The organism is Mucilaginibacter yixingensis (assembly GCF_041080815.1).
Lineage (GTDB): Bacteria > Bacteroidota > Bacteroidia > Sphingobacteriales > Sphingobacteriaceae > Mucilaginibacter > Mucilaginibacter yixingensis.
Genome location: NZ_CP160205.1, coordinates 2,470,729 through 2,493,384 on the forward strand (window position 1 = coordinate 2,470,729; position 22,656 = coordinate 2,493,384).

General features: G+C 44.0%; 21 protein-coding genes and 1 other RNA gene. 13 read left to right on the forward strand and 9 right to left on the reverse strand.

Annotated features, from left to right (window positions below):
- Positions 1 to 2 precede the first annotated feature (2 nt).
- From ABZR88_RS09975 to ABZR88_RS09995, 5 genes are all read right to left on the reverse strand, one after another.
- Positions 3 to 212, reverse strand: a complete 210-nt coding sequence (locus ABZR88_RS09975; protein WP_107828830.1) for a heavy metal-binding domain-containing protein — start codon at positions 210 to 212, stop codon at positions 3 to 5.
- 2 nt (positions 213 to 214) lie between these two features.
- Complete coding sequence (locus ABZR88_RS09980; protein ID WP_107828831.1) at positions 215 to 1,645, reverse strand: PepSY-associated TM helix domain-containing protein; 1,431 nt, start codon at positions 1,643 to 1,645, stop codon at positions 215 to 217.
- A 3-nt stretch (positions 1,646 to 1,648) separates the two neighbouring features.
- On the reverse strand, positions 1,649 to 4,000 hold the full coding sequence (locus ABZR88_RS09985; RefSeq protein WP_107828832.1) for a TonB-dependent receptor: 2,352 nt from the start codon (positions 3,998 to 4,000) through the stop codon (positions 1,649 to 1,651).
- A 123-nt stretch (positions 4,001 to 4,123) separates the two neighbouring features.
- Entirely contained in the window at positions 4,124 to 4,495 is a 372-nt protein-coding gene (locus ABZR88_RS09990) for a hypothetical protein (protein ID WP_107828833.1), read from the reverse strand.
- Between the two features lie 86 nt (positions 4,496 to 4,581).
- Complete coding sequence (locus tag ABZR88_RS09995) at positions 4,582 to 5,040, reverse strand: DinB family protein (protein WP_170113611.1); 459 nt, start codon at positions 5,038 to 5,040, stop codon at positions 4,582 to 4,584.
- Positions 5,041 to 5,243: 203 nt separating this feature from the next.
- Between ABZR88_RS09995 and ABZR88_RS10000 the strand changes: the two genes are divergently transcribed.
- The 7 genes from ABZR88_RS10000 (at position 5,244) to ABZR88_RS10030 (ending at position 12,109) form a co-directional block, all read left to right on the forward strand.
- Positions 5,244 to 6,293, forward strand: coding sequence for a type III polyketide synthase (locus tag ABZR88_RS10000; RefSeq protein ID WP_107828835.1), 1,050 nt, complete (start codon positions 5,244 to 5,246; stop codon positions 6,291 to 6,293).
- A 3-nt stretch (positions 6,294 to 6,296) separates the two neighbouring features.
- On the forward strand, positions 6,297 to 6,818 hold the full coding sequence (locus ABZR88_RS10005) for an isoprenylcysteine carboxyl methyltransferase family protein (RefSeq protein ID WP_107828836.1): 522 nt from the start codon (positions 6,297 to 6,299) through the stop codon (positions 6,816 to 6,818).
- A 190-nt stretch (positions 6,819 to 7,008) separates the two neighbouring features.
- Positions 7,009 to 7,393: RNase P RNA component class A (gene rnpB / locus ABZR88_RS10010), an RNA gene on the forward strand.
- Between the two features lie 117 nt (positions 7,394 to 7,510).
- Entirely contained in the window at positions 7,511 to 8,899 is a 1,389-nt protein-coding gene (locus ABZR88_RS10015) for a sigma-54 dependent transcriptional regulator (protein ID WP_107828837.1), read from the forward strand.
- Between the two features lie 77 nt (positions 8,900 to 8,976).
- The gene (locus ABZR88_RS10020) at positions 8,977 to 9,801 is read left to right on the forward strand and encodes a hypothetical protein (protein ID WP_107828838.1); all 825 of its coding nucleotides are present in this window, start codon (positions 8,977 to 8,979) and stop codon (positions 9,799 to 9,801) included.
- Between the two features lie 740 nt (positions 9,802 to 10,541).
- Positions 10,542 to 11,144, forward strand: a complete 603-nt coding sequence (locus ABZR88_RS10025; RefSeq protein ID WP_107828839.1) for a hypothetical protein — start codon at positions 10,542 to 10,544, stop codon at positions 11,142 to 11,144.
- An 86-nt stretch (positions 11,145 to 11,230) separates the two neighbouring features.
- Entirely contained in the window at positions 11,231 to 12,109 is an 879-nt protein-coding gene (locus ABZR88_RS10030; RefSeq protein WP_107828840.1) for a diiron oxygenase, read from the forward strand.
- A gap of 181 nt (positions 12,110 to 12,290) precedes the next feature.
- Here ABZR88_RS10030 and ABZR88_RS10035 read toward each other — a convergent pair whose 3' ends face one another.
- The 3 genes from ABZR88_RS10035 to ABZR88_RS10045 form a co-directional block, all read right to left on the reverse strand.
- Entirely contained in the window at positions 12,291 to 13,094 is an 804-nt protein-coding gene (locus ABZR88_RS10035; protein WP_107828841.1) for a hypothetical protein, read from the reverse strand.
- A gap of 18 nt (positions 13,095 to 13,112) precedes the next feature.
- On the reverse strand, positions 13,113 to 15,428 hold the full coding sequence (locus ABZR88_RS10040) for a family 20 glycosylhydrolase (protein ID WP_107828842.1): 2,316 nt from the start codon (positions 15,426 to 15,428) through the stop codon (positions 13,113 to 13,115).
- A gap of 365 nt (positions 15,429 to 15,793) precedes the next feature.
- Entirely contained in the window at positions 15,794 to 16,681 is an 888-nt protein-coding gene (locus tag ABZR88_RS10045; RefSeq protein WP_107828843.1) for a hypothetical protein, read from the reverse strand.
- A 321-nt stretch (positions 16,682 to 17,002) separates the two neighbouring features.
- Here ABZR88_RS10045 and ABZR88_RS10050 point away from each other — a divergent pair, with 321 nt between their 5' ends.
- The 5 genes from ABZR88_RS10050 to bla all read left to right on the forward strand — a co-directional run bounded on the left by ABZR88_RS10050 (position 17,003) and on the right by bla (position 21,449).
- Positions 17,003 to 18,283, forward strand: a complete 1,281-nt coding sequence (locus ABZR88_RS10050) for a sorbosone dehydrogenase family protein (RefSeq protein ID WP_107828844.1) — start codon at positions 17,003 to 17,005, stop codon at positions 18,281 to 18,283.
- Positions 18,284 to 18,368: 85 nt separating this feature from the next.
- Positions 18,369 to 18,809 (forward strand): cytochrome c, encoded by a 441-nt coding sequence (locus ABZR88_RS10055; RefSeq protein ID WP_107828845.1) that lies wholly within the window; start codon positions 18,369 to 18,371, stop codon positions 18,807 to 18,809.
- An 80-nt stretch (positions 18,810 to 18,889) separates the two neighbouring features.
- Positions 18,890 to 20,056 carry a cytochrome-c peroxidase gene (locus ABZR88_RS10060; RefSeq protein ID WP_107828846.1) on the forward strand — a complete coding sequence of 389 codons (1,167 nt, stop codon included), beginning with the start codon at positions 18,890 to 18,892 and terminating at the stop codon, positions 20,054 to 20,056.
- Complete coding sequence (locus tag ABZR88_RS10065) at positions 20,053 to 20,544, forward strand: molybdopterin-dependent oxidoreductase (RefSeq protein WP_107828847.1); 492 nt, start codon at positions 20,053 to 20,055, stop codon at positions 20,542 to 20,544. Before ABZR88_RS10060 ends, ABZR88_RS10065 begins: the two co-directional genes overlap by 4 nt.
- A 92-nt stretch (positions 20,545 to 20,636) precedes the next feature.
- A complete protein-coding gene (gene bla / locus ABZR88_RS10070; protein WP_245917050.1) occupies positions 20,637 to 21,449 on the forward strand; it encodes a subclass B3 metallo-beta-lactamase in 813 nt (270 codons plus the stop codon).
- Between the two features lie 9 nt (positions 21,450 to 21,458).
- On the opposite strand, the gene msrB is transcribed toward bla, so the two are convergent.
- Positions 21,459 to 21,971, reverse strand: a complete 513-nt coding sequence (msrB, locus tag ABZR88_RS10075; RefSeq protein WP_107828849.1) for a peptide-methionine (R)-S-oxide reductase MsrB — start codon at positions 21,969 to 21,971, stop codon at positions 21,459 to 21,461.
- A gap of 321 nt (positions 21,972 to 22,292) precedes the next feature.
- Here msrB and ABZR88_RS10080 point away from each other — a divergent pair, with 321 nt between their 5' ends.
- Positions 22,293 to 22,655: a BlaI/MecI/CopY family transcriptional regulator gene (locus tag ABZR88_RS10080; protein WP_107828850.1), complete on the forward strand. Its 363-nt coding sequence runs from the start codon at positions 22,293 to 22,295 to the stop codon at positions 22,653 to 22,655.
- Position 22,656: the final 1 nt, after the last annotated feature.

The window sequence follows — 22,656 nt, forward strand, 5'->3', positions numbered from 1 at the left end:
TTTTAATTGTCTTTTTCAACCAGATCCATACCACATTTCGGGCAAACACCTGGTTTGTCTTTTAACACATCAGGATGCATGGTGCAGGTATAACGGCCCGCAATTTCAGTCTTTTTTTGCTCTGATACCACATTTTTTTTCTGTTTGACAGTGTTGTTACAAGCGCTTAACAATGCGGCTAAAACAACAGCGCCAAATATGATCTTTCTCATTTCTATCTGTTTTTAGTAAAGGCCGCAAAGCCAAACAAACTAACCACCAATACCCCCAAAGCAGCCAACATACTCACTATATCTCGTACATCTTTGCCCGCCCAAGCCATGCCAAAATACTTATGCAAAAATATAAACGAAAAACCGTCAAACCTATCAGGTCCGGCCACGTGGGTCGCCAGCTTTTGTGTGGTGGTCTCTATGTACCAATCGTCCTTACCTGGGTAGCGCACCTGCTCTACCGGCAAACGCTTGTTGATGAAGCCGTATTCTTCAGTAAATTGCCTGATATGAACGATAGAATCAGCCGGATGCTTTGCTCCGCTGTAATAACCGGCCAAATATGCGGCAAATTGCCTGTTGCCATTTTTTAGTTCAGCTCCATTGGCTGCATCCAGATAGATAACTTGTTTTTTTGCAGTGTTCACCTGGTAATAAGTCCGTCCATTAAATTTAACCAGCGATGTTTTGCGGATCAAACTATCCGGCATTTGCAGGTGAAGATTATCAACACTCAAATCTGAAGTACGAATGATCTGCTTAAAATCTGCCGGAACAGGCTTATTGTTATACAGTTTCACGCCGATGTGGATACCGGCGCTCAGCAAAAACGTAAACATCACAAAAGAAACGATCAACCCTAGCTGACGGTGAAAGCGATGCACAAAGCGCCGATCTTCCCTACTATCTCTTTTTCGCTTTTGACTGAGATCTTTAAATCGACTCCAAAACAAACCGTAAACAATCAATCCGCTAAGCATGGCGGCGAACATGGCAACCACAATTACCATCAAAACGATCAGCCGCACGCGGTCACCAAATAGTTTGGCCAGCCAATCCCAGGTATGCAATTGCTCAAATACCCACAAGAAAGTTTTGCGGGTGTTATTGTTAAACGTCCCCATGCGCGACTGACCGGTCTCTACATAAACATCCATCCCATCGGGCCGGTTAAGGCTGATCTTCCACACTGGCAACAAATGATTGATAGGCTGATACCAATCATCAAACTTAGTTTGTAAAACAGCTGATTTTATGGCGGATACACTATCCTGCGTAAAGTATCGCGCTAACTGGATGGCGTATTGTTTATCGGCGTCAGCCAAAATAAAACCTGTTGAGGCCGAGTAATAAGTATAAGCGCTATCTGCACCTAATATCTGATAACAGGTTTGCCCATTCAGTTTTACCAGCCCGAAATTGCGAAGGCTGTCTACTTTATTTTGTTGCAGTACTTGTTGCAGCGTCAATTTCGGCGCCAGCTTATCCAACGTCAGGGGCTTAAAAGTTTCGTGCGCTATGAACGGACGAAACCAGTTGGACATAAACGGATGCGAAAGTCCACTCAGTGTCCAGCACATTACAGGTACCAGCGCAATTAAACCGCAGATGCGGTGCCATTTGTAGAATCGCTTTTTAAATGAGCCGCTCATGTTTTAATATTTTGATAGTGCATAGCTGACGCCTAATGTAGCCGTGCGTGGCGGCGCAGCATTGTAGGTATCGCCATATTGGTTACTGGTTACCGTGGTGGCATACAGTTTATTGGTTACATTGAGCATATTAAACCAAATGCTGGTGCCTTTCAATCTATCCCTCCTAAAATGATAGCCCATGCGCATATTATAAATATTAAAACCAGGGTAAGTTTTAGTATTAGCCGGATCTGTAAAGTATTTACCCAAATGCTGCCACTCGCCAGAGATATAAAAACCGTTGATGAACACAGGTTTGTAGGTCAGTTCGGTATTGACCGTCCAGTTGGGTGCGTTGGCCATGCGTTTGCCGTTATAAACCAGCGTGTAGCTACTGTTGGTGGCGTAGTTGGTACGCACCTCGCTGTAGTCTAAATAAGTATGCCAGGCGTTGGTGCCACTTACACGGGCGCTCAATGCGTTAACTGGTGCATAAACCACGCTGTACTCTACCCCACGGTGACGGGTAGCACCAGCATTCTGGTTTTGCGTAGTATTATCTGGCAGTAGCTGAGTAATGATCTCATTGCGACCTTCCAGGTCATATAGGCTCACTTCGGCATACATCTTTTTGTCTAGAGCGGTAAACCATCCCCCTACCTCATAATTGTTGAAAGTGGCTTGTTTTAAAGGGGTTTGCTGGCGCGATGAATACAGATCGCCTGTTTCAGGCGGCTGGAAGCCTACGCTGTAATTGGCATACAAGCCTTTATTATTACCCAGATCATACGTCAAACCCAACTTTGGTGCTACAATGTTAAAATTGCTGGTCTCTTGCTGCTTGTATTTGGTATTTGTTGGCGGTAATCCATTGATAAAATTGTAGTGCACATGATCATAACGCAAACCAGCGACAATGCGTAGCGCTTCAGTCGGCTTCATTTCATATTGGGCATAACCGGCATAATTGAATAATTTGATGCGATAGTTATCGATATAATTACCCGTATTGGTGAAGCCGGTATAGTAATTATTGGCAACATCTTTTTGAATATTGAGATATTGCGCGTAGTAGCTGCTCGGACTATCATCCAGGTAAGCCCCCACAATCAAGCGCGAGTTCAGGAAATCAAAATCAGTACGATGTTGAGTCAGAAAACCCAGACTATGGAAACGCTGATCATTTACCTGCCCGTTTGAGCTTACGTAGGCACCACTGCTGTTACGCACATCAGCAATGTAGTAGCTAGGTAATTGCGCGGTAGAATTATCGCGATAAAACAGCGTAAAAAACGTATTGCTGTGTTCATTCCAACTATGATCTAACCGTGCACTCGCTCTGAAAGCATTTACCTTGCGATAGGTAAATCGCTGGTTACTGCCATAACTGCGATTGTAAAAATGTGCGCTGTCCAGACTGCCGGGCGTCTGGGTGTACAGATAGTTGTAAGTGGCTGAAGTAGTTAATTTAGTACTGTTATCAAAATCATAAGTGGTTTTCAGGTTGCCCGAATACTTATCAAAGTTGGAGTAATCCTGCCAACTATTTTGCTGACTGGCCACATAGCCACCAGCATAAATACCAAACTTGCCGTTAGTGGTGCCACCATCCGCGTCAATACGGCGGTAACGGTAGCTATCACCCTGAATAGCTACATCACCTACATAACCCGATGGCGGATTTTGTGTAATAAAGTTAACAGCCCCACCGATAGAGTTGCTACCATAAAGCGATGACGCCGGACCTTTGATCACCTCAACATCTTTTACGCCATTCATATTGATCTCATAAAGCGAGTTGTGGTTAAAAATTCCCGTCGGGCGAATGGGCAGGCCATCTTCCATGTACAAATACAAGGCATTATAGGTAATTGGTTGGCGAATGGCCATGGTATGCTGCTCATTACCCAGGTTAACCATGTAAACCCCTGATACTTTATTGAGTAACTGATAAAGCGCAGTAGCCTTGGTATCCTGAATCTGGGTTTGGCTGATCTTGCTAATGGCAATCGGCGCACTCTTGCGCGATTGCTGCTCCCTGCTGGCAGAAATAATAACCGGTTGCAGATCAACAGCCGAGGGTTCTATGCTGATGTTGAAATTAGCACGATCGTTTAGCGCGATGTTCTGCGCCGTGTAACCTATCATTTCAAACCTCAGGGTATCTGTTTTTGTATTCGGGGCGATGCGAAATTTACCTTTAGCATCGGTTGTAGTAAATAATTGTGGTTTGCCGCTGTTTATGGCCGATATTTTCACGCCAGGTAACGCTTCGTGCGTTCGGGCATCAGTCACCATACCTTTGATTGTGCTTTGCGCCTTTACCAAAGCCCCAGCAATAAGCAGGCAAAGCAATAGGATAAATTGCTTCATGTAAATGAATAAGATTAATTTACTGAGTTAATAAATTGAAAATTACTGAACACCAATACCCGACAATACCGTTATTGCATGAATAATGATAACACGGACTAATTCAGTAAGAAACGGAGGAAATTAAGCGATACAGGGCGGACGCAACAAAGCTATTGTTACAGCCTGTGGTGATAAAGTCTTGTACGGACTGGCAATTACACGCAGCAATTGAGAGTTAAAAGTGAGGTTTTCTGTAGTTGTGAAGAACGCCTCCTGAAACAGATTTTTTTGGGCTTGCTGCTCGGCACTTTTCTCTTTCTGCTCGGCCTGTTGAATTTTCTTCATCAGGTAGCAACGGCCATTACAATGTAACCAGGGGCGACTTTTGTTTACACACAGTGTACTGGCAATATACTGCTGGTTTAACTGATAACCGGCAAATACAAACAGCCTGGAAAAATTGGCTGCCAGCGTGCAGGTGATCAATAATAAAGCTAAACCGCGTTTAAACATTGGCCGCAAAGGTAGTGATTAATGTATAAAGTTGGCAACATGATTGCATTTGACTAGCAGCTTTACAATTGACATGCACTCAAAACCTAACTTTGCTGTTCTCTGATATAAAAAATGTAATCAGTTGGCGGCAAATTTACATCGGCATTAAACTTTAATTGTTGCCCCACCTGTGCCCGGTGATGTGTACCATGGTTGATAAGATGCGCCAGCACATCCGTTAATTGATTGGTAAAACTTTCACCGCGCGAGTTTTTATAGTCTACTTGTTGTTCAAAATCATCGGTTTGGTTCAAAAAATCAGTCCAGGCTTTATAATTACTATCGGCTATTGTCTTCAGATCTTCTAATGGCCAGTCAGGCCAAAGCGCGCCACCCGGTGCCGGCTCTCTTTTGCAGCGACATAGCCATACTTGCTGAGCAGCCAGTAAATGAGCCAGTAACTGCACCGATTTACCTGTCTGATCAGCAGCCGCGATAGCATCCAGCATCTTTAAATTGGTAGTGTGATCGTACCCAAATAGGCGGAGAAAATAGTTTTTCATGAGCATTTAACTGTATAGCGATGAGTGTTTCCTATCGTTAATGTTTAAATTAATTGCATGCAGACACAACCTCACGAGCTTTTGCCGCGTGTTACAAATAACGGAGATCGGTTTTAAAAATCGATACTACAGAAACATCTATTTAAAGCACATCCTAAACTTATTCATACTTTAATCCTTTTTAAGAAACATATCAGAAAAACATGCCCTATATCGCGTCAGCAGCAAAAATTGATTTTGAACACAAAGCAGATCAGCAACAGGTAAAAGAAAGGGTGCGAGAAATGTTCGCCCCCACCTTCCCACAAATAGAAAGATTGATAGCCGCATTTGATAATACTGAAATTATTACTCGTAATTTTTGTCAGCCGCTCAATTGGTATAATCAGCCTCTTAGTTTTGAACAACGGAATAATGCCTACATAGAAATTTCTTTAGAAAATTCTATCATTGCTCTTGAGCAGGCCTGCGAGCGCGCCGGCGTTACCCCAGATCAACTTACCGATATCTATTTTGTATCTACCACCGGCCTGGCTACGCCCAGTATAGACGCACGCATCATCAATAAAATGGGGCTCAATCCCAACATCAACCGTACCCCAATATGGGGATTAGGTTGCGCAGGTGGTGTGTCAGGATTGGCAAAAGCCGCCACAGCCGCTCAGGCAAATCCCGAGGCGGTAATAGCTTTTATCGCAGTGGAGTTATGCTCATTGACCCTCATCCGCACCGACTTTAGCAAGAGCAATTTCATCGGTTCCAGCCTGTTCTCAGACGGGGTTTGTGCCTGTATCATCAAAGGCGATCATCATGCTACCAATCAACCTTTAAAATACATCGCCGCAGGCAGTAAGCTTTATCCAAACTCGTTAGATGTGATGGGCTGGGACTTCAACTATGAAGGATTTAAAGTGCTGTTTTCTAAAGACATACCAACATTGATTCATCAATACGTTAAAGATGATATCGAAACGTTCTTGGCCAAAAACGGGCTCGGGTTAAGCGATATTAGAAGCTTCATTTTCCATCCCGGAGGCAAGAAAGTTTTGGATGCCTACAACGATGCCTTACAAATTGAGGGCGACTTTTTAAAATACACTCGCGAGGTGATGAGCAACTACGGCAATATGTCTAGTGCAACGGTGCTTTATGTTTTGGAACGGTTTATGCAACAAGGTATAGAGAGCGGCTACGCGCTGATGCTGGCAATGGGGCCAGGCTTTAGCAGCGAAATGGTTTTACTCAAAAAATAACTTATGACCGGCAAATACTTTATCACCTTCGTTATCTTCTTGATTGTGTTGCGTTTGATGGAATTATTTATGTCATCGCGTAATGCCAAATGGCTCACCAGCAATGGCGCTGTTGAATATGGCCAGAAACACTACCCTTTTATGGTATCTATGCATACCTTGTTCATTGTATCGCTATTAATTGAACATCAATTTAAGTACGGTAACACTCCAAACGGCGGCCCGGTAAGCCTGGCACTATTGTTCACCTTTATAGCAGTGCTGGCCTTTAAATTCTGGACACTGAGTACGCTAGGCGTTTATTGGACGACCAGGCTCTACCGCATACCCAATAGTGAGCCCATTACCGCCGGGCCCTACCGCTTTGTACGCCATCCTAATTATATAGAGGTGATTGCAGAGATACTGGTCGCCCCGCTGATCTTCCACTTATATTTTACCCTGATTCTATTCACGCTACTGAATGCCTGGATGCTCTCAGTAAGAATAAAGGAAGAAAATCGCATTTGGCAATTGCAAGCTTAATACTAAACAAAACCATATAATTGAAAGAGCGGCGCCATTGGTGTCGCTCTTTTGTTTTGGGCAAAAAATCATTCTATTTAACAATAGAATTTTTATAGGAAAAAATAATAATATCCACTCTATAAACCTATCTCCTGCAAATCCTGAAAATTCAGTAAATCCGGGTTCCAAATCTTTCTTACCTTTGCAGCCAGCAAAACGTTCTATCGCTCGGCGCTCAAAACGCAGGGAGGAAAGTCCGGGCAACACAGAGCATCCTGCTTCCTAACGGGAAGGCGCCGTCAGCCGGCGACAGCAAGTGCCACAGAAAATAAACCGCCCCCACAGTAAAGTGAGGGTAAGGGTGAAAACGCGGGGTAAGAGCCCACGGCCTTTACGGGCAACCGTAATTGCGGTAAACCTCAGGAGTTGAAAGGCCAAATAGGTCCTGAATATGGAAGCTGCTCGCTTCTGTGCTTTGCAAAAAGCACGTCAGGATGGGTAGGCTGCTAAAGCCTTGCAGCAATGTAAGGCGCAGATTAATGATAGAAGCCGCGCAAGCGGTACAGAACCCGGCTTACAGCTTTGCTGCTGATATTTTGCCCCCTGTAAAAAGGGGGCATTTTTTTTAACACAAAATGAAAAGTGTTTTGTTTTCTATACAAAACCTTTAAATTTAACGTTATTACACCATACCCGAGAAACAACTACTAATGGCTAAAATCTTAATTATTGACGATGAGCGGGCAATCCGCAATACCCTGCGCGAAATTTTAGAATACGAAGATTATACAGTTGACGACGTGGACAATGGCATTGATGGCCTGGCCATGATTCGCGACAATGATTACGACCTGATCCTTTGCGATATCAAGATGAACCGGATGGACGGCATGGAAGTGCTAACCGAAGGTCTCCTCATTAAACCCGACCTGCCTTTTATCATGATCTCTGGTCATGGCACGGTAGAAACCGCCATAGAGGCCAGCAAAAAAGGTGCGTTTGACTTTATCTCTAAACCACCCGACCTTAACCGATTGCTGATTACTGTACGCAACGCCTTAGATCGCGGTAGCCTGGTAACTGAAGCCAAAACGCTGAAACGCAAAGTATCAAAAGTTAGACCGATACTGGGCGAATCGCAAGCCATTCATAAAATTAAAGAAACTATTGACCGCGTGGCCCCTACCGATGCCCGCGTGTTAATTACTGGCGCCAATGGCAGCGGTAAAGAACTGGTTGCCCGTTGGCTGCACGAAAAATCAAACCGGGCTAATGCGCATATTATTGAGGTTAACTGTGCGGCTATCCCGTCAGAACTAATTGAGAGTGAGCTGTTCGGACACGAGAAAGGATCGTTCACATCGGCCGTTAAGCAGCGCATCGGCAAGTTTGAATCGGCCAGTGGTGGCACCTTGTTTTTGGACGAGATTGGCGACATGAGCCTTTCTGCCCAGGCTAAAGTATTGCGTGCACTGCAGGAAAATAAGATTACACGCGTGGGCGGCGAAAAAGAGATTGACGTAGATGTACGTGTGGTTGCGGCAACCAATAAAGATTTGCTGAAAGAAATAGAAGCCGGCAACTTCCGTATGGACTTGTACCATCGTTTGAGCGTGATCCTGATTCACGTGCCGCCGCTTACTGAACGTCGGGATGACATCGCCCTTTTAACTGAGCATTTCCTGGATGAAATTTGTGCAGAATATGGGATGCCGGTAAAACGCGTATCTGATGATGCATTGGAAGCATTGAAAGCCCTCCCGTGGACTGGCAACATCCGCGAGCTGCGTAACATGGTAGAGCGATTGATCATTCTGAGCGATAAGATCATCACCGATGCCGATGTGCGCGTGTTTGCTAATCCTTCGGCAACCATAGCTGTTACCAGCGGCGCAGCAATGCCCGCTGCATCCAATCAGCCAGATTTTGAACAGTTTAAAAACTTCCAGGAGTATAAAGATTTTGCCGAGCGTGAGTACATTAAGTTCAAACTGGAAAAAAACAATTGGAACGTATCTAAAACTGCTGACGATATTGATATTCAACGCAGTCACCTGTATAGTAAGATTGAGAAGTTTGGCTTGAAGCGAGGTGAGTAAGATCAAAATAAAAAGCGCCGACATTACAACGTTGGCGCTTTTTTTATTGACCTTTATGGTAAAGCTGCCTTATCTCTATGAAAAACGTCACTTTACTTTTACTGTTGATCTTCGGGGGATCAATAACAATCGCTAAAGCCAAACCTACCGATAGCATAATAGTAAATGGGCAAAATATACAAGTAGTATCTGCCAGTCCTCTTGATTCGCTACAAAAAATCAAAGCCCTATTAGAATACTATAGAGATACTAATTGTGCTGACTGCCTTTGTAATTTTGAAGCACAGTGGAAAATAATTGATGGGCATGTAATACTGCAATCTATAAAAAGTTGCGCATATGCCGCCAAACCACTTCAGGCAGACCTCCAGAAACTCTTTCCTGCTCAATTTCACAATGGGATAGTAAAGGCCGATTGGCTTACCGGTGAACTTTGGGTAACTAACGAATCACCCGCTAATTGGATTCTTCCTATATTTCCAATATGGCAGAGAGAGACCTGTATTAGTATTACCAAAGGCATTGTAACCAGCATAAAAACGGTTGAGTACCCCGGCAACGCAATTGGAGCCCCCAACCCATCCGTCGTACGCGATTCAATGCGTAACCTAATCATACAAAACATTAAACGATGGCGACTAAAAAAACTACCTGACCACCCCCGATTACTTACTATTTATTTTAAGACAAATACTACCGGAAGGCCAATAGAGGTACATATACTTGATGCCAATACCATGAAAGCAGCTTTGGTTGATGCTACCTGGCAGTCTGCCATTACAAAAGCGCTCAATCAGATTAAATGGCCGGTTTATTATGAGGCGAACAAACAGTGCGATATCAACTTTTTTGTAAACCTTAGCTTTGTAAAACCACCAGTGGGGCCTGTATTGAGTAGGTAATCAACCACCAAAACCTTATAAAAAACGAAAACGGAAGCCATATCGTTCGATATTTCTTCCGTTTTCAACCTAAAGGCAACCGTAGTTACGCATCAGGCATCAAGTTTTGTGTATCTCCAACCGATAGTTTCTTTCCTTCCACCCTTTCGAGTTCTGGTTTCCACATATCTCTTATCTGTTTCTGCCTTTGCGCCGTAGTGCTCCAACAGTCATCATAATGCCTTTTCTAATTATCTTTTCTGTATAAAAAACTCTTGCGAATTATCCATTCGTCCAAGTAATCCAGCAACTCCTATGATCTTTAGTTCGTCCTAAAACTCCCCCGATTCATGATCTGTTTACTGTAAGGCTGTCAAAGTACGTCGTTCTTGATATATCTAAGTTAGCTCGGATAAGCATACTTGTCAAGTAAAATCGCATGCTTTTTATTGACAGGTTATCAACCTAAAAACAGCGGTTATCAACATTTTCAAAACAACACAATTCATTGATATACAAATAACTAATAATAAACCATCAACTTTATTAACATTTTATATATTCCACACAAATACTAAAACAAAGCATTTCCAAACCGTTAACTAAATCATAAATTCTAGATTACGGCGAGATTTATTTTATTACAATGCCTCCCTGCCACTTGGTTTACAATGAACGCAAACACAGAGAGATTCTATTTTCTATCGATAATTTTTTAAAAGATTATTTAAGTTAGCCTCACCGAAAAGAAAAACATCCCCATGCAAATCAAAAAGAGCCTGCTCTCATTCATTATCATCAATATCGTATATCTCGTTTACTTTTTTCTGCTCATGATTTGGTTAAAACAACCGATTATTGCCTTCAGGGCAGTCCCTCCGGTGCAACTGGCGGCCAATGTGGTGATGGTGATACAAGTGGTCATGTCGCTCCTCAACCTGCTCATCTTCGCCGGTTTGGTGTTTCTACTATCTTCTTTTAAAGAGAGCTTTCTGATTAGCGCAGCTGTGGCAGCTTATGCCTTGTTGCAGATCCCTGCAAATTTAATAGCGTTGCTACATCTATATGCCGCTGTTGCTAATTGGATCACTGTCCTTAATATCGTAAACATGATTGCTCTACTTTGGATGATTGTTGGCCTCTTCTTTGTTCGAAATATTGCGATCCGCAATTATTTTCGTTGGTTTAGCATTTGTGTATTGCTATCAGTTTTATTGAGCGCAGCATTACCATACGTTTACGTTAAAATAGGTATGGATCATTTTTATATTAATCCGGGTATTATTAAGCTTCCGTCTTTTGTCGTGAGCCTAATCCTATTTTTAAGGATTTACGGTGATCAGCCTAAAACTAAAAGACTTTAATAAACCGATCTTATTATCAGCCCTGTCTCCTGGTGCAATAACAATATCAGGCAACTATTTCGTCCCTACCACGTTATATTTAAATAATGCAGGACAAAACCATCGAGCGTCTGATCAGGATCAGCAAAGAGCATCCGCTGATGCCGGAAACCTATGTGCCCTGGCAAACAGAACGGCAGGCTGATGAGGTATATCTGCCCGAAAAACTGCTATCGCTGGAGGGGACGCCCATTTTTGATACCCTCACCCCTGCTCAAAAGCTAGAACTGGGTCGACATGAAATTGTGCAGGTGATGTTCTCGTATAGCTGGGGTGAGGCTTTATTCTGCGTGTTTATGAGCAAATACCTGCTTACGCTAAAGCCCACAGATGCAGAGCACCGCTTTCTGCTGCGCGAGCTGATTGAAGAATACCGTCACCAGGAAATGTTTGCCCAGGCTATTACGCATCTGGGCGGCGAACCGCTGAAACAATCGCGCGCGCATAGGTTTGTCGGCACGTTTACCACCAAATATCTCCCGGCAGATTATCTGTTTATGGGCAGCCTCTCGGTAGAATTAATTACCGACATGTATGGCAACCACGCCCGCCGATATCCCGCAACTTACCTGGTGCTCCGCAAGATCTTTGATCTGCATAATATTGAGGAGGGCCGGCACATTGTGTTTACCAAATGGCTATTGAAACGCTATACCGAAAAAGCCGGTTACATTAAGCGCAGCTTGTATAGTTTTGTTATTCTGCTTAATATTTACTTTGTGCGCACCATGTACGTAAAGCGCGAGATTTATGAACGCATAGGGCTATCAAATACAGACGATGTCTACAAAGTCGCCTTCAAAAACTACAGGCAGAAGTTTGCCGAGAACTGCATGAAGGATATTATTGAGTTTGTATCAGAATGGAACGGCTTTAACCGCGTTACACGCTGGGCCTGGCGCTGGTTGCTGGGAGCCGAGATTTAAGGTTGACGGTAAGTAAAAACATTTATGTCGAACCGAGCGTAGCAAAGAGAAAACTATTCTCTTAAGCGGATGCGAGAAAACATCATTCCATGCTTGCTTAACGATCAGCTTATCAATCGTATAAGATTTCTCTTCCGCTCCTCCGCTCATCCCCCCTCGTGCTCATCGAAATGACAATAAACTATTCGCGATGATGGTGGTGCTTCTTCTTTTTACTATGACTGCTGCTTGATGAGTGCTTCTTAGAAGATTTACTTGACGATTTCTTTTCGCTGCTTTTCTTGCTATCGCTCTGTGTGCTGGCTTTTGGTTTCTCGTCCTGTTGTTTGGTAGCAGCAGTAGTGGTTGCAGCAGGCTGACCGATCACTTTCAGCGTATCCTTACTCAGATCTTTTACTGTCAGATTGTTGCTGCGCAGACTGTACTCCAGCACTCGTTTCTGGCCGGTTGGTTTGGCGGTAGAATCATTGCTGGTATAGATAGGATACTCGCGAATCAGCTTGCCATCCTTCATGAAAAAATTATCATTACCACGGTAACCGCGTTTCTGATATGATTGCAGCTTAGGAAAATCTAGTTTCTGGGCCTTGTCGTTAAACTCATACGCCTGGATGGTACTGTAGTTAACGGTGTCTTTACCCTTTGACTCGATTAATAACTCTGGATTGCCATCGGCATCCATATCAGAATTAAATACGTCAAAAATGGCACCGTCCAGATCGCCGGTGGTGGTTGTAAAATCCTTATTAACCGAGTCTGAATGCAAAATGAGTAAAGCACCCTTGCCCTTGCCGCCACGTCCCCAGCTCATCACATCATAATACTGCCCCGGCGATACCTCAATCATTTTGTGATAGGTAAACGGCTGCATTAATTGTGGCTTGGTTGATGCACTGGCCACCGGTTGACTTTTGGTGCCGCTTTGCGAACAGCCGGCCGCCATGATGGCAATACCTGCAATTACTAAATAATAGCTGCGTAACATTTTCTATATCGCAATAAGTTAATTAAATATCGTTTCGGCAGAAAGCTCGCCTTTAGGTTTGCCGGGCATTTCCATGTAAACATGCAATATATCACCTGCATTGCCCGTATCAAAATATTTTAACGTAAAGCGGTGATAACCTTTCTTCAGTACCAGTCCGCCCCCTGGCAAATAGGTACTTTGCTTTTTATCTGTTGCTACTACCGGCTGATCGTCAATCATAATGTTTGTTCCATCGCCGCCTTTTGTAGAGAACGAGTAAATGCCATCAGTATCAATACGGATAAACCCGCTGAATATTACCCCAAAGGCGTTTTTAGTCTTACGGATAAGGGAGGTATTAAAACTTTTCAGCATACCAGAATCTGGAATCAAAGCCACGGTATCTTCTTGCGCTTTTGCAGCTGTATCTGCATTCAGCATCAACTTATATTTTACACCGGTATCATTGGCCTGGAAATTTATGGCGGGCAGCGGCGGTAAGTTAGCCATCACCGTATGTGTCACCTGACTTTGACGACCACCTGGCGTAATCACCATCGTCTGCAACTCACGATACTGTCCGTCTGGAATATCAATATTCAGTGGACCATTATAAATTTTGGAATTTTTATCGGGCGCAAAACCATCTGTGGTATAATAGATTTTCGCTCCTTCCACGGTAGGTTTCAAGGCCACATTCAGTTGGCTACCGATGCTCATGGTATCGGTAACCCCAAGCGCACGGTCAACCCTAAAATTGCAATTACTTTTATCCAACCACGCCAGGTGATGCGGCATGCGGGTTTCGGCAAAATCATTCAGGTTTTTCTTGTCCTGTGGCGTCCATGCAATTTCAGAAAGGGCCATTAATCGCGGCAGCAGCATATATTCCAGCTTCTCTTCGCTGTCAATATATTCCGTCCACATGTTGGCCTGTACACCTATTACATATTGCTGTTGCTCAGTATTTAAAGCAGCAGGCATGGGGTTGTAATTATAAACTTTCTGGTAGGTGGAGTTACGACCAATACTCAATGGTTCGGCACTTACGCGACCTTGTGCAAAATCAAAATACAAACCCTCGTTACTGGGCGACATAATGACATTATGTTTCTGCTGCGCGGCTGCAATTCCACCCCACTCGCTGCGCCAGCTCATTACGGTGGCGTTTGGCGCTAAACCACCTTGCAAAATCTCGTCCCAACCAATAATACTGCGGCCCTGGGAGTTTACAAACTTTTCTATGCGATGGATAAAGTAGCTCTGTAAGCCATGCTCGTTTTTTAAACGCAGGCGCTTGATCATCTGGCGGCAGTATAATGAGTTGTGCCAAACAGATTTTGCAACTTCGTCGCCGCCTATGTGAATGTATTTTGAGGGGAACAGATCCATCACTTCGGCTAGTACATCCTGTAAAAAAGCAAAGGTTTTTTCGCTGGGACAGTAAACACCATCCTCTACACTCCAGGTTTCAGCCACTTTGTAGCTGCGGTTTGGATTACAACTAAACTCCGGATAAGCGGCTAGTGCAGCCCTGGAATGCCCCGGCATTTCAATTTCCGGGATGATGTTGATGTAACGATCTGCCGCATATTTCACCACGTCTCTGATCTCGTCCTGAGTATAAAAGCCGCCGTAAGGCGTATTGTCATATTGTTGATTATAGCTACGATAACGGCCAACCAATGTTTGCGCACGCTGACTGCCAACCGTGGTTAATCGCGGATATTTTTTGATTTCGATGCGCCAGCCCTGATCATCCGTTAAATGCCAGTGAAAGTTATTGAGTTTGTAGGTGGCCAGCAGATCGATATACTTCTTCACAAAATCAACTGAAAAAAAATGGCGTGCCACATCCAGGTGCATACCACGATAGCCAAAGCGCGGATAATCTTCAATAGTTGCGCACGGAATAACAGCAGCATCTGCTTTATCTAAAGGCAATAATTGTATCAGCGATTGCACGCCATAGAACAAGCCGGCACCCTTTCCTGAAATTTTAATTTGTTGTGGAGTAATGGTTAAACGGTAACCTTCGGCAGGAAGACCATCGCTGCCTTCGGAAGTTAGCACGATGCTATTAGACGAAACCGGGCCACTGGCTGCCTTGAGTTGATTTTGCAGACCAAATTTATCGTGAAGATAAGCGCTGAAAAACTGCACTGATTTATTATTGATACTATCGGCAATAATAACGGTTTGATTGCTCAGGTTAAATTGCCCCATCTGTTTTTGCACTGATATGGGGGCCGGAATTATATTTAAGTTAGGATTATCTTGCCCCTTGGCAACACTACTAAACCACACACATAATACAATCAGGAAAATAAATCTATTACAAGAGCCAATCATTCAATAGTTCAATACTTTAAAGGACGTGAATTTACCTATTTAAGTATGTTTTAACATGTATTTTTTGTAAAAAATTTATGGTTTTTGTTAAAGAAGTTGCTTGTTAGCTTCCCAAAGTCATTGCAAGAAACGAAACAAGCTCGTCAGATGAGTAACCACCATGTCATGCTGAGGAACGAAGCATCTTTGAGGATCGTCCTCATTGCTTGTCCACGGAGATTTTTCGCTATCGCTCAAAATGACAAGGAGACAAGATTATTTTGTTCCTCGCGATGATGTCTTTAAACAAAATCCCATCCAAAAACAAAACCGCCCCGCAGTTTCATCTGCGAGACGGTTTCAATATATGCTGGAGTTAGTAATTTTTAGAAACCTGCTGTTGGCCTGTTGTTCATGGCCATGTTTGCGGAACGATCACCATTAACTACGCCCATGCCACGTTGTGTGTATTGGCCACCACCGAAACCGCCTCTGCCACGGTTCTGACCACCATCTTGCTGTCCCTGACCGTATTGACCATGGTTTTGGCCCTGACCAAAGCCACCCTGTGGGCCGCGGTTTTGATCTGGCTGGTTATAGCCGCCCTGGTTTTGGTTCTGTCTGCCACCCCAGCCCTGGCCGTAACCATTTTGTGAGCTACGGTTTTGATCGGGTTGGTTATAACCACCTTGGTTTCTGCCAGGGTTATTATTGTAGGCATTGTTATCACGGTCGCCGTGGTTGTAGTTGTTATGGTCGCCACGATTCCAATCACGGCCGTTGTCTCTCGAACCATTCCAGTCGCGACGATCGCTTCTGTCGAAGCCGGGAGAAGGCATGTCACGATCACGGCCAGGGAACGCCCTTGAATAATAGTCATCGCGGTTTGACCAGCCACCGTAACGTGAGCGGTACACATCATGATGAGCGTATGGACGTGCACTACGAATCTCAACCCTACGGGCAGTACGCCAGTTAAAATCGTGGTATCGGCCAGGCAGGTAAGCTGCAGATACCCAGCTACCGTAATTATCCTGGTAGTAGTAACAATGTTCTGGTACACTATAATAAGCTTCTACCTCAGGGTAGTAATAGTAGTCATCATCAGCACACGCCGGTTCTTCAACAGGCTGAGCTGCTGGCACCACCGGAATAATGGCTGAAGCATGTAGACCGCCAAGGTGTAAGTTAACATGTAAGCCTATCTGCGCATTAGCAGTTTTTACGGCAAAAGCGCCAAAGAAAAGGGCCGGTATCAATACTAACTTTTTCATCGTCTTATGTTTTATTGTTTAGTATGATAGACGACTAAAGCACATCAGGGTTTAATCCACAACAAGTATTTGTTCCATGAAATTTAGATGAAATAAAATTATATTTTACTTATTTATAAATTATAAGAATATAATTTCAATTTTTATAAAAATAGTAATCTTAAAGGAAACGCAAAAGCGCCTTAGGCTTTAAAGACCAAATTTTATTTTTTTGAATATTTAGCCCTACCAATTGCTTGTATAACTTATTTGTTATGAAGCGCCATGTGTTTAAACATTGATACATATTAATGTATCTTCGCTCAAACCAAACAGCCACGTATGAAAAAGAAAATTTTATTGGCCGCAGCTGTACCGGTTATTGCCGGTGCTGTGTTCATGCTTACGGCCGCATTTAAAAACCACCGTCCCCAGGCAGATGCCAATAGCGCAGGACTAAAACTTCCTGCCGGCTTCAGTGCTGTAATTACCGCCGAAACTGGTGCCAGAGCCCGCCACATTGCCGTAACACCCAACGGCCTGATCTACGTAAAACTGGCCAGACCTGATAAAGACGGCGTAGCATTGCTGGAATATAAAGAAGGCGCCAATGGCAAAGCCACCTTTGTAAAAGGTTTTGCTAATTATGGCGGCACTGGTATTTACATAAAGAATGGCTATCTGTACGCCTCATCAAACCAGGAAGTTTTTCGGTACAAACTGAATGAACAAAACGAGGTAATCAACCCTAATCAGCCTGAAAAAATAGTTACCGGCCTAAAAATGGGTCGCGAGCATGAAACCAAGTCGATTGTGTTGGATAACGATGGCAACATCTATGTAAATATTGGTGCTTACTCTAACTCATGCCAGGAGAAGGATCGCCAACTGCATTCTATGGGTATGCCGGGATGCCCTATCCTTGATTCGGCAGGCGGTATCTGGCAGTTCAAGGCCGATAAGCTAAATCAGACTTATAAAGATGGCGTGCGCTATACTACCGGTTTACGCAACGTAGTTGGTCTGGATTGGAACCAACAGCTTAACCAACTATTTGTTATGCAGCACGGTCGTGATCAGTTGCATGATATTTTCCCGGAGATGTATTCGGTTAAAGAATCATCACTATTACCTGCCGAATGTATGTACGCGCTGAAAAAAGGCGACAATGCCGGCTGGCCTTACATTTATTACGATCAGTTTCAGCATAAAAAAATACAAGCGCCAGAGTATGGCGGTGATGGCAAGAAAGAAGGCGCTAAAGATATTATTGACCCGGTAGTTGCATTCCCTGGTCACCTGGCTCCTAATGGGTTGTTGTTTTACACCGGCAAAATGTTTCCTGAAAAATATCGTAACGGCGCTTTCATCGCATTCCATGGTTCTTGGAACCGGGCACCAGAACCACAAGCCGGTTACTATGTGGTTTTCCAACCGTTTAAAAACGGCAAACCCGATGGCGAGTGGGAAGTATTTGCCGATGGCTTTTCAGGCGGTCCTGAAAAAACAGCATCAGGCCGTGCAGATCATCGCCCGGTCGGCCTTGCACAAGGTGCCGATGGTTCAATTTACGTAACAGACGACGCCAAAGGAACAGTATATAAAATTAGCTACGGAAAATAGATTTTGAAGATTGAAGGTTAAAGATTAGGGACACAGACTTCAACCTCACAACATCCAAACATTACAACTTACAATAATATTATAAATGAAAAAGACGCTCCTCATATTAGCCCTCACGTTTGCATCTGTTGCTGTTTTTGCACAGACTAAAAAAAAGCCGGTAAGTAAAACTAAACCTGTAGCTGGTTTAGCGGCAACTATCACCGCTGGTCAAAAAGTATACACCACTTATTGTGTAAGCTGTCATCAGGCTGACGGCGGTGGCGTGCAGAACATGAACCCGCCTTTAATCAAAACGCCTTATGTTTTAGGCGATAAGGTGCGAATGGCCAAAATTGTGATTAACGGTTTTAGCGAGAACGTGGAGATTAACGGCGATACTTATACCAACACCATGCCCGCCCTGGCCATGCTGAAAGATGAAGAAATTGCCGCTGTGCTTACCTATGTGCGTAACAGCTTTGGCAACAAAGCTCCTGCCGTAACCGTAGCCGACGTAAAAAAGGCACGAGCCGCAAAAAAATAACTGTAAGCTAAATATTACAGTAGATTGGCCCGGGTAATAGCTATCCGGGCTTTTCTTTTCCCTATTTTAGAAACTATTATATGAAGTCTGCCAAGCATACCAAGATTTTAAGACGACGACGTTTGCCTACCGGCGCAATAGTGCTTTTGCTGGCGGTAACAACATCGGCTCTTTCTGCGTGGACTTATTATGATGCCACTACCATCCCTACCGGTGCATATCAGCTAAATTATCCTGCCAACTTTGGCAACCGCGTTAACACGCCGGATGATAACCCGACCACCAAACAAGGCGTATTTCTGGGTCGGCTGCTGTTTTATGAACCATTGCTTTCGGCGGATAACTCGGTGTCTTGTAGTAGCTGTCACAAACAGGAGCTGGCTTTTACGGATGGTGTAGCTTTTAGTCGCGGTGTACATGGTGCGCGGGCTGCGCGTAACTCCATGTCGCTGGCCAACCTGCTGTGGGCACGAAAGTTTTTTTGGGATGGACGTGCGTCAAGCCTGGAAGAACAAGCTTCGTTTCCGCTGGTCAATCCGGTAGAGATGGGGCAACCGCTTGACGTTTCTATTAAGAAGCTTAAAAACACTACCTTCTACCCTGCCATTTTTAAGCAAGTTTATGGCGATACCGCTATAACCACCAACCGCATGGTAAAAGCGCTGGCACAATTTGAACGCACGCTGATATCGGCCAATTCAAAATACGATCGCTATCTGGCTAACAACTACCAACCTACCGATGACGAGTTGAAAGGCATGACCTTGTTCAATACTTTCCCTGACCCGGAGAAAGGCATCCGCGGAGCCAATTGCTCGCATTGCCATGGTGGCCCCAAAAATTACCTGGAGTTGTTCCACAATAACGGACTCGACAGTATTTCTAAAGATGAAGGTATTGGTGCCTTTACTAAGTTGGCAACCGACAGAGGCAGGTTTAAAGTACCCACACTGCGCAACATCGCGTTGACGGCACCCTACATGCACGATGGGCGTTTTAAAACATTAAATGAAGTACTTGACCATTACAGCGAACATGTGGCACAATCGCCTGCGTTGAGCGCTTTTTTGCAGGATGCTTCTAACATACCAGGCGGACGGGCTTTAAAATTGACTGCAATTGAAAAAAAACAGCTTATCGCTTTTTTAAATATGTTAACCGATACTACCTTTACGGCCGATGCCCGGTTTGCAGACCCTTTTATATCTGTAACCAAACATCAGCTTAAGAAAAATCTATCCGAATGAAAAAATATGCCATTGTGCTGTTATTACTAGCAGCGCCATTTCTGGTTAATGCCCAAGCTGAAAAGCAGGCCTCGGTTAAAATTACCGGCGAGGTAACCACCCCGCTCACTATTACACCAGATAACATCAAAACATACGAACAAACCAAAGTAACCCGTAAAGACCGCGACGGGAAAGATCATACTTACACTGGCGTGCTGCTTTCTACCCTGTTGCAAAAAGCCGGCGTTACCATGGGTAAAGATTTGAAAGGCGAAAATCTGGTAAAATACGTATTGGCCTCTGCCAGCGATGGCTACCAGGTAACTTTTGCCCTTGCCGAGCTGGATAAAGAATTTACAGATCGTGCCATTATTCTGGCCACTCAGATAGATGGCCAGCCACTTGCGGCAGCTGATGGTCCTTTCCGCATCATTGTGCAGGACGAAAAGAAACCCGCCCGCTGCATGAAACAGGTTACAGAATTACACATTGCATTTGCCAAATAATTTATCAAAAAGTGAAGAAGATGAGCGTGTTTAGGAGATTGATAAAGACAGCACTACCCTTAACGTTTTTATGTTTACTGGGCTCAATAACGTTGGCTCAAAAACTGGTAAAACCGCCGGTGGTACAGCCCGAATGGTCGCAAGACTATAAGCCGTTTCGTATTGCCGGGAATTTATATTATGTAGGTACGGCAGACTTAGCCTGCTATCTTATTACTACTTCGAGAGGATTGATGTTGATCAACACGGGCTTGCCAGACTCTGCCCCTATGATTAAAAAACACATTGAAGATCTGGGCTTTAAATACAACGATATCAAGGTAATACTGGCCACGCATGCCCATTATGACCACGTGGGCGCGGTTGCTGCCATAAAAGAACAGACCGGCGCCAAGGTAATGATCGGTAAAAAAGATGCCCCTTCATTGGCCGACGGAGGCAACTCCGATTATGTGATGGGCGGCAAAGGCCCCATGTTCGCTCCGGTGAAGGCTGATAAATTATTATGCGATAACGACACCGTAAAGTTTTACGGTATGCGTATCAGGGTTATTCATTGTCCGGGACATACGCCTGGCGCTTGCAGCTTTTTATTTGATGTAAAAGATGACAAGCGTACATATAAAGTACTGATTGCCAACATGCCTACCGTACTCAGCGAAACCAAACTTGCAGGCATGCCCGGCTATCAGGATGTAGGCGAAGATTACGAGTACACCCTACGCAAGATGAAAGGTATTAAGTTTGATATATGGCTGGCCTCCCATGCCAGCCAGTTTAATATGCAGAAAAAACATAAGCCTGATGACCCTTACAATCCGGAAGCATTTGCGGATGAGAAAGGATACAAAACGGCTATTGATAATCTGCAAAAAGCCTATCTAAAGAAACTGAACGGGCGGTAAGCACAGAGATTACAAAGCCCTGTCCGGTTCAAAATCAAGCGATACAGAATTCATGCAGAACCGCTTGTAAGTTGGCGCCGGGCCATCGTCAAAAATGTGCCCCAGGTGTGAGCCGCAGCGAGCACAGATTACCTCGGTGCGCTGCATATCGTATGAGTCGTCTTCTCTATAAATAACTGCATCTTTTCTAACGGCTTCAAAAAAGCTGGGCCAGCCACAATCACTGGCAAACTTGGCATCAGAGCGGAACAGTTTGTTACCACATACTGCACAATAATAAGTGCCTTTTGCAGACGAGTTCCAATACTTGCCGGTAAAAGCACGCTCAGTTGCCTGCTCTCGCGCTACGGCGTATAGATCCGGTGATAATATCTTCTTCCATTCCGCATTACTCACGTTGAGCTTTTTGGTATCAGTATTTGAATAATAAGGATTATTGGCATGACCGTTGGTTTTAAGATGCTGCGCAAAGGCAGAAACGGACAGACACAACAACAGGGCTAAAACTTTTAGGGTACGCATATTATAAGGTATTTTAAGGGGTTGTATTGATCCTTACGGTGTAAACAAAGATATAGTTTTCTAAGGGCTATAAGGTTGGGGAAAATGACGATTGGGTGATTGATGCAGAAGGTTTCAACATTAGAAAAATCCCGGCTAATCCTAGTTACCTACCCTCTAATATTTTTCGCTTTCGTTCAAAAGAGTAGTTCTTCTCTATCGCTCATAATGACATCGTAGCTCACTTCCCCATCTCCCCTTCTGTTAAATTCTGTTAAAACCTGAAAATAAATTTGTTTAATTACGAAACATTCGTAGATTTACGATATAATCGTATTAGCAATGGATAAATTAACCATACAAGAAGAAGAAGCCATGCAAGCGGTATGGCAGTGTAAGACGGGTGTTATTAAAGATTTCCTGGATGCCATGCCAGAGCCTAAGCCCCCCTATACTACGCTGGCCTCAACCATAAAGAACCTGGAACGCAAAGGTTTTGTAACCGCCGAAAAGATGGGAAACTCTTACCTGTATCGCCCGCAGATAGTTGAGGAAGATTACAAAAAGAAATTTATGAACGGCTTTGTAAGCGATTACTTCCAGAACTCTTACAAAGAACTGGTTACCTTTTTTGCCAAAGAGAAAAAGATAAGCGCGGGGGATCTGCAAGAGATCATCAACATGATTGAAAACCCTAAAAAATAAA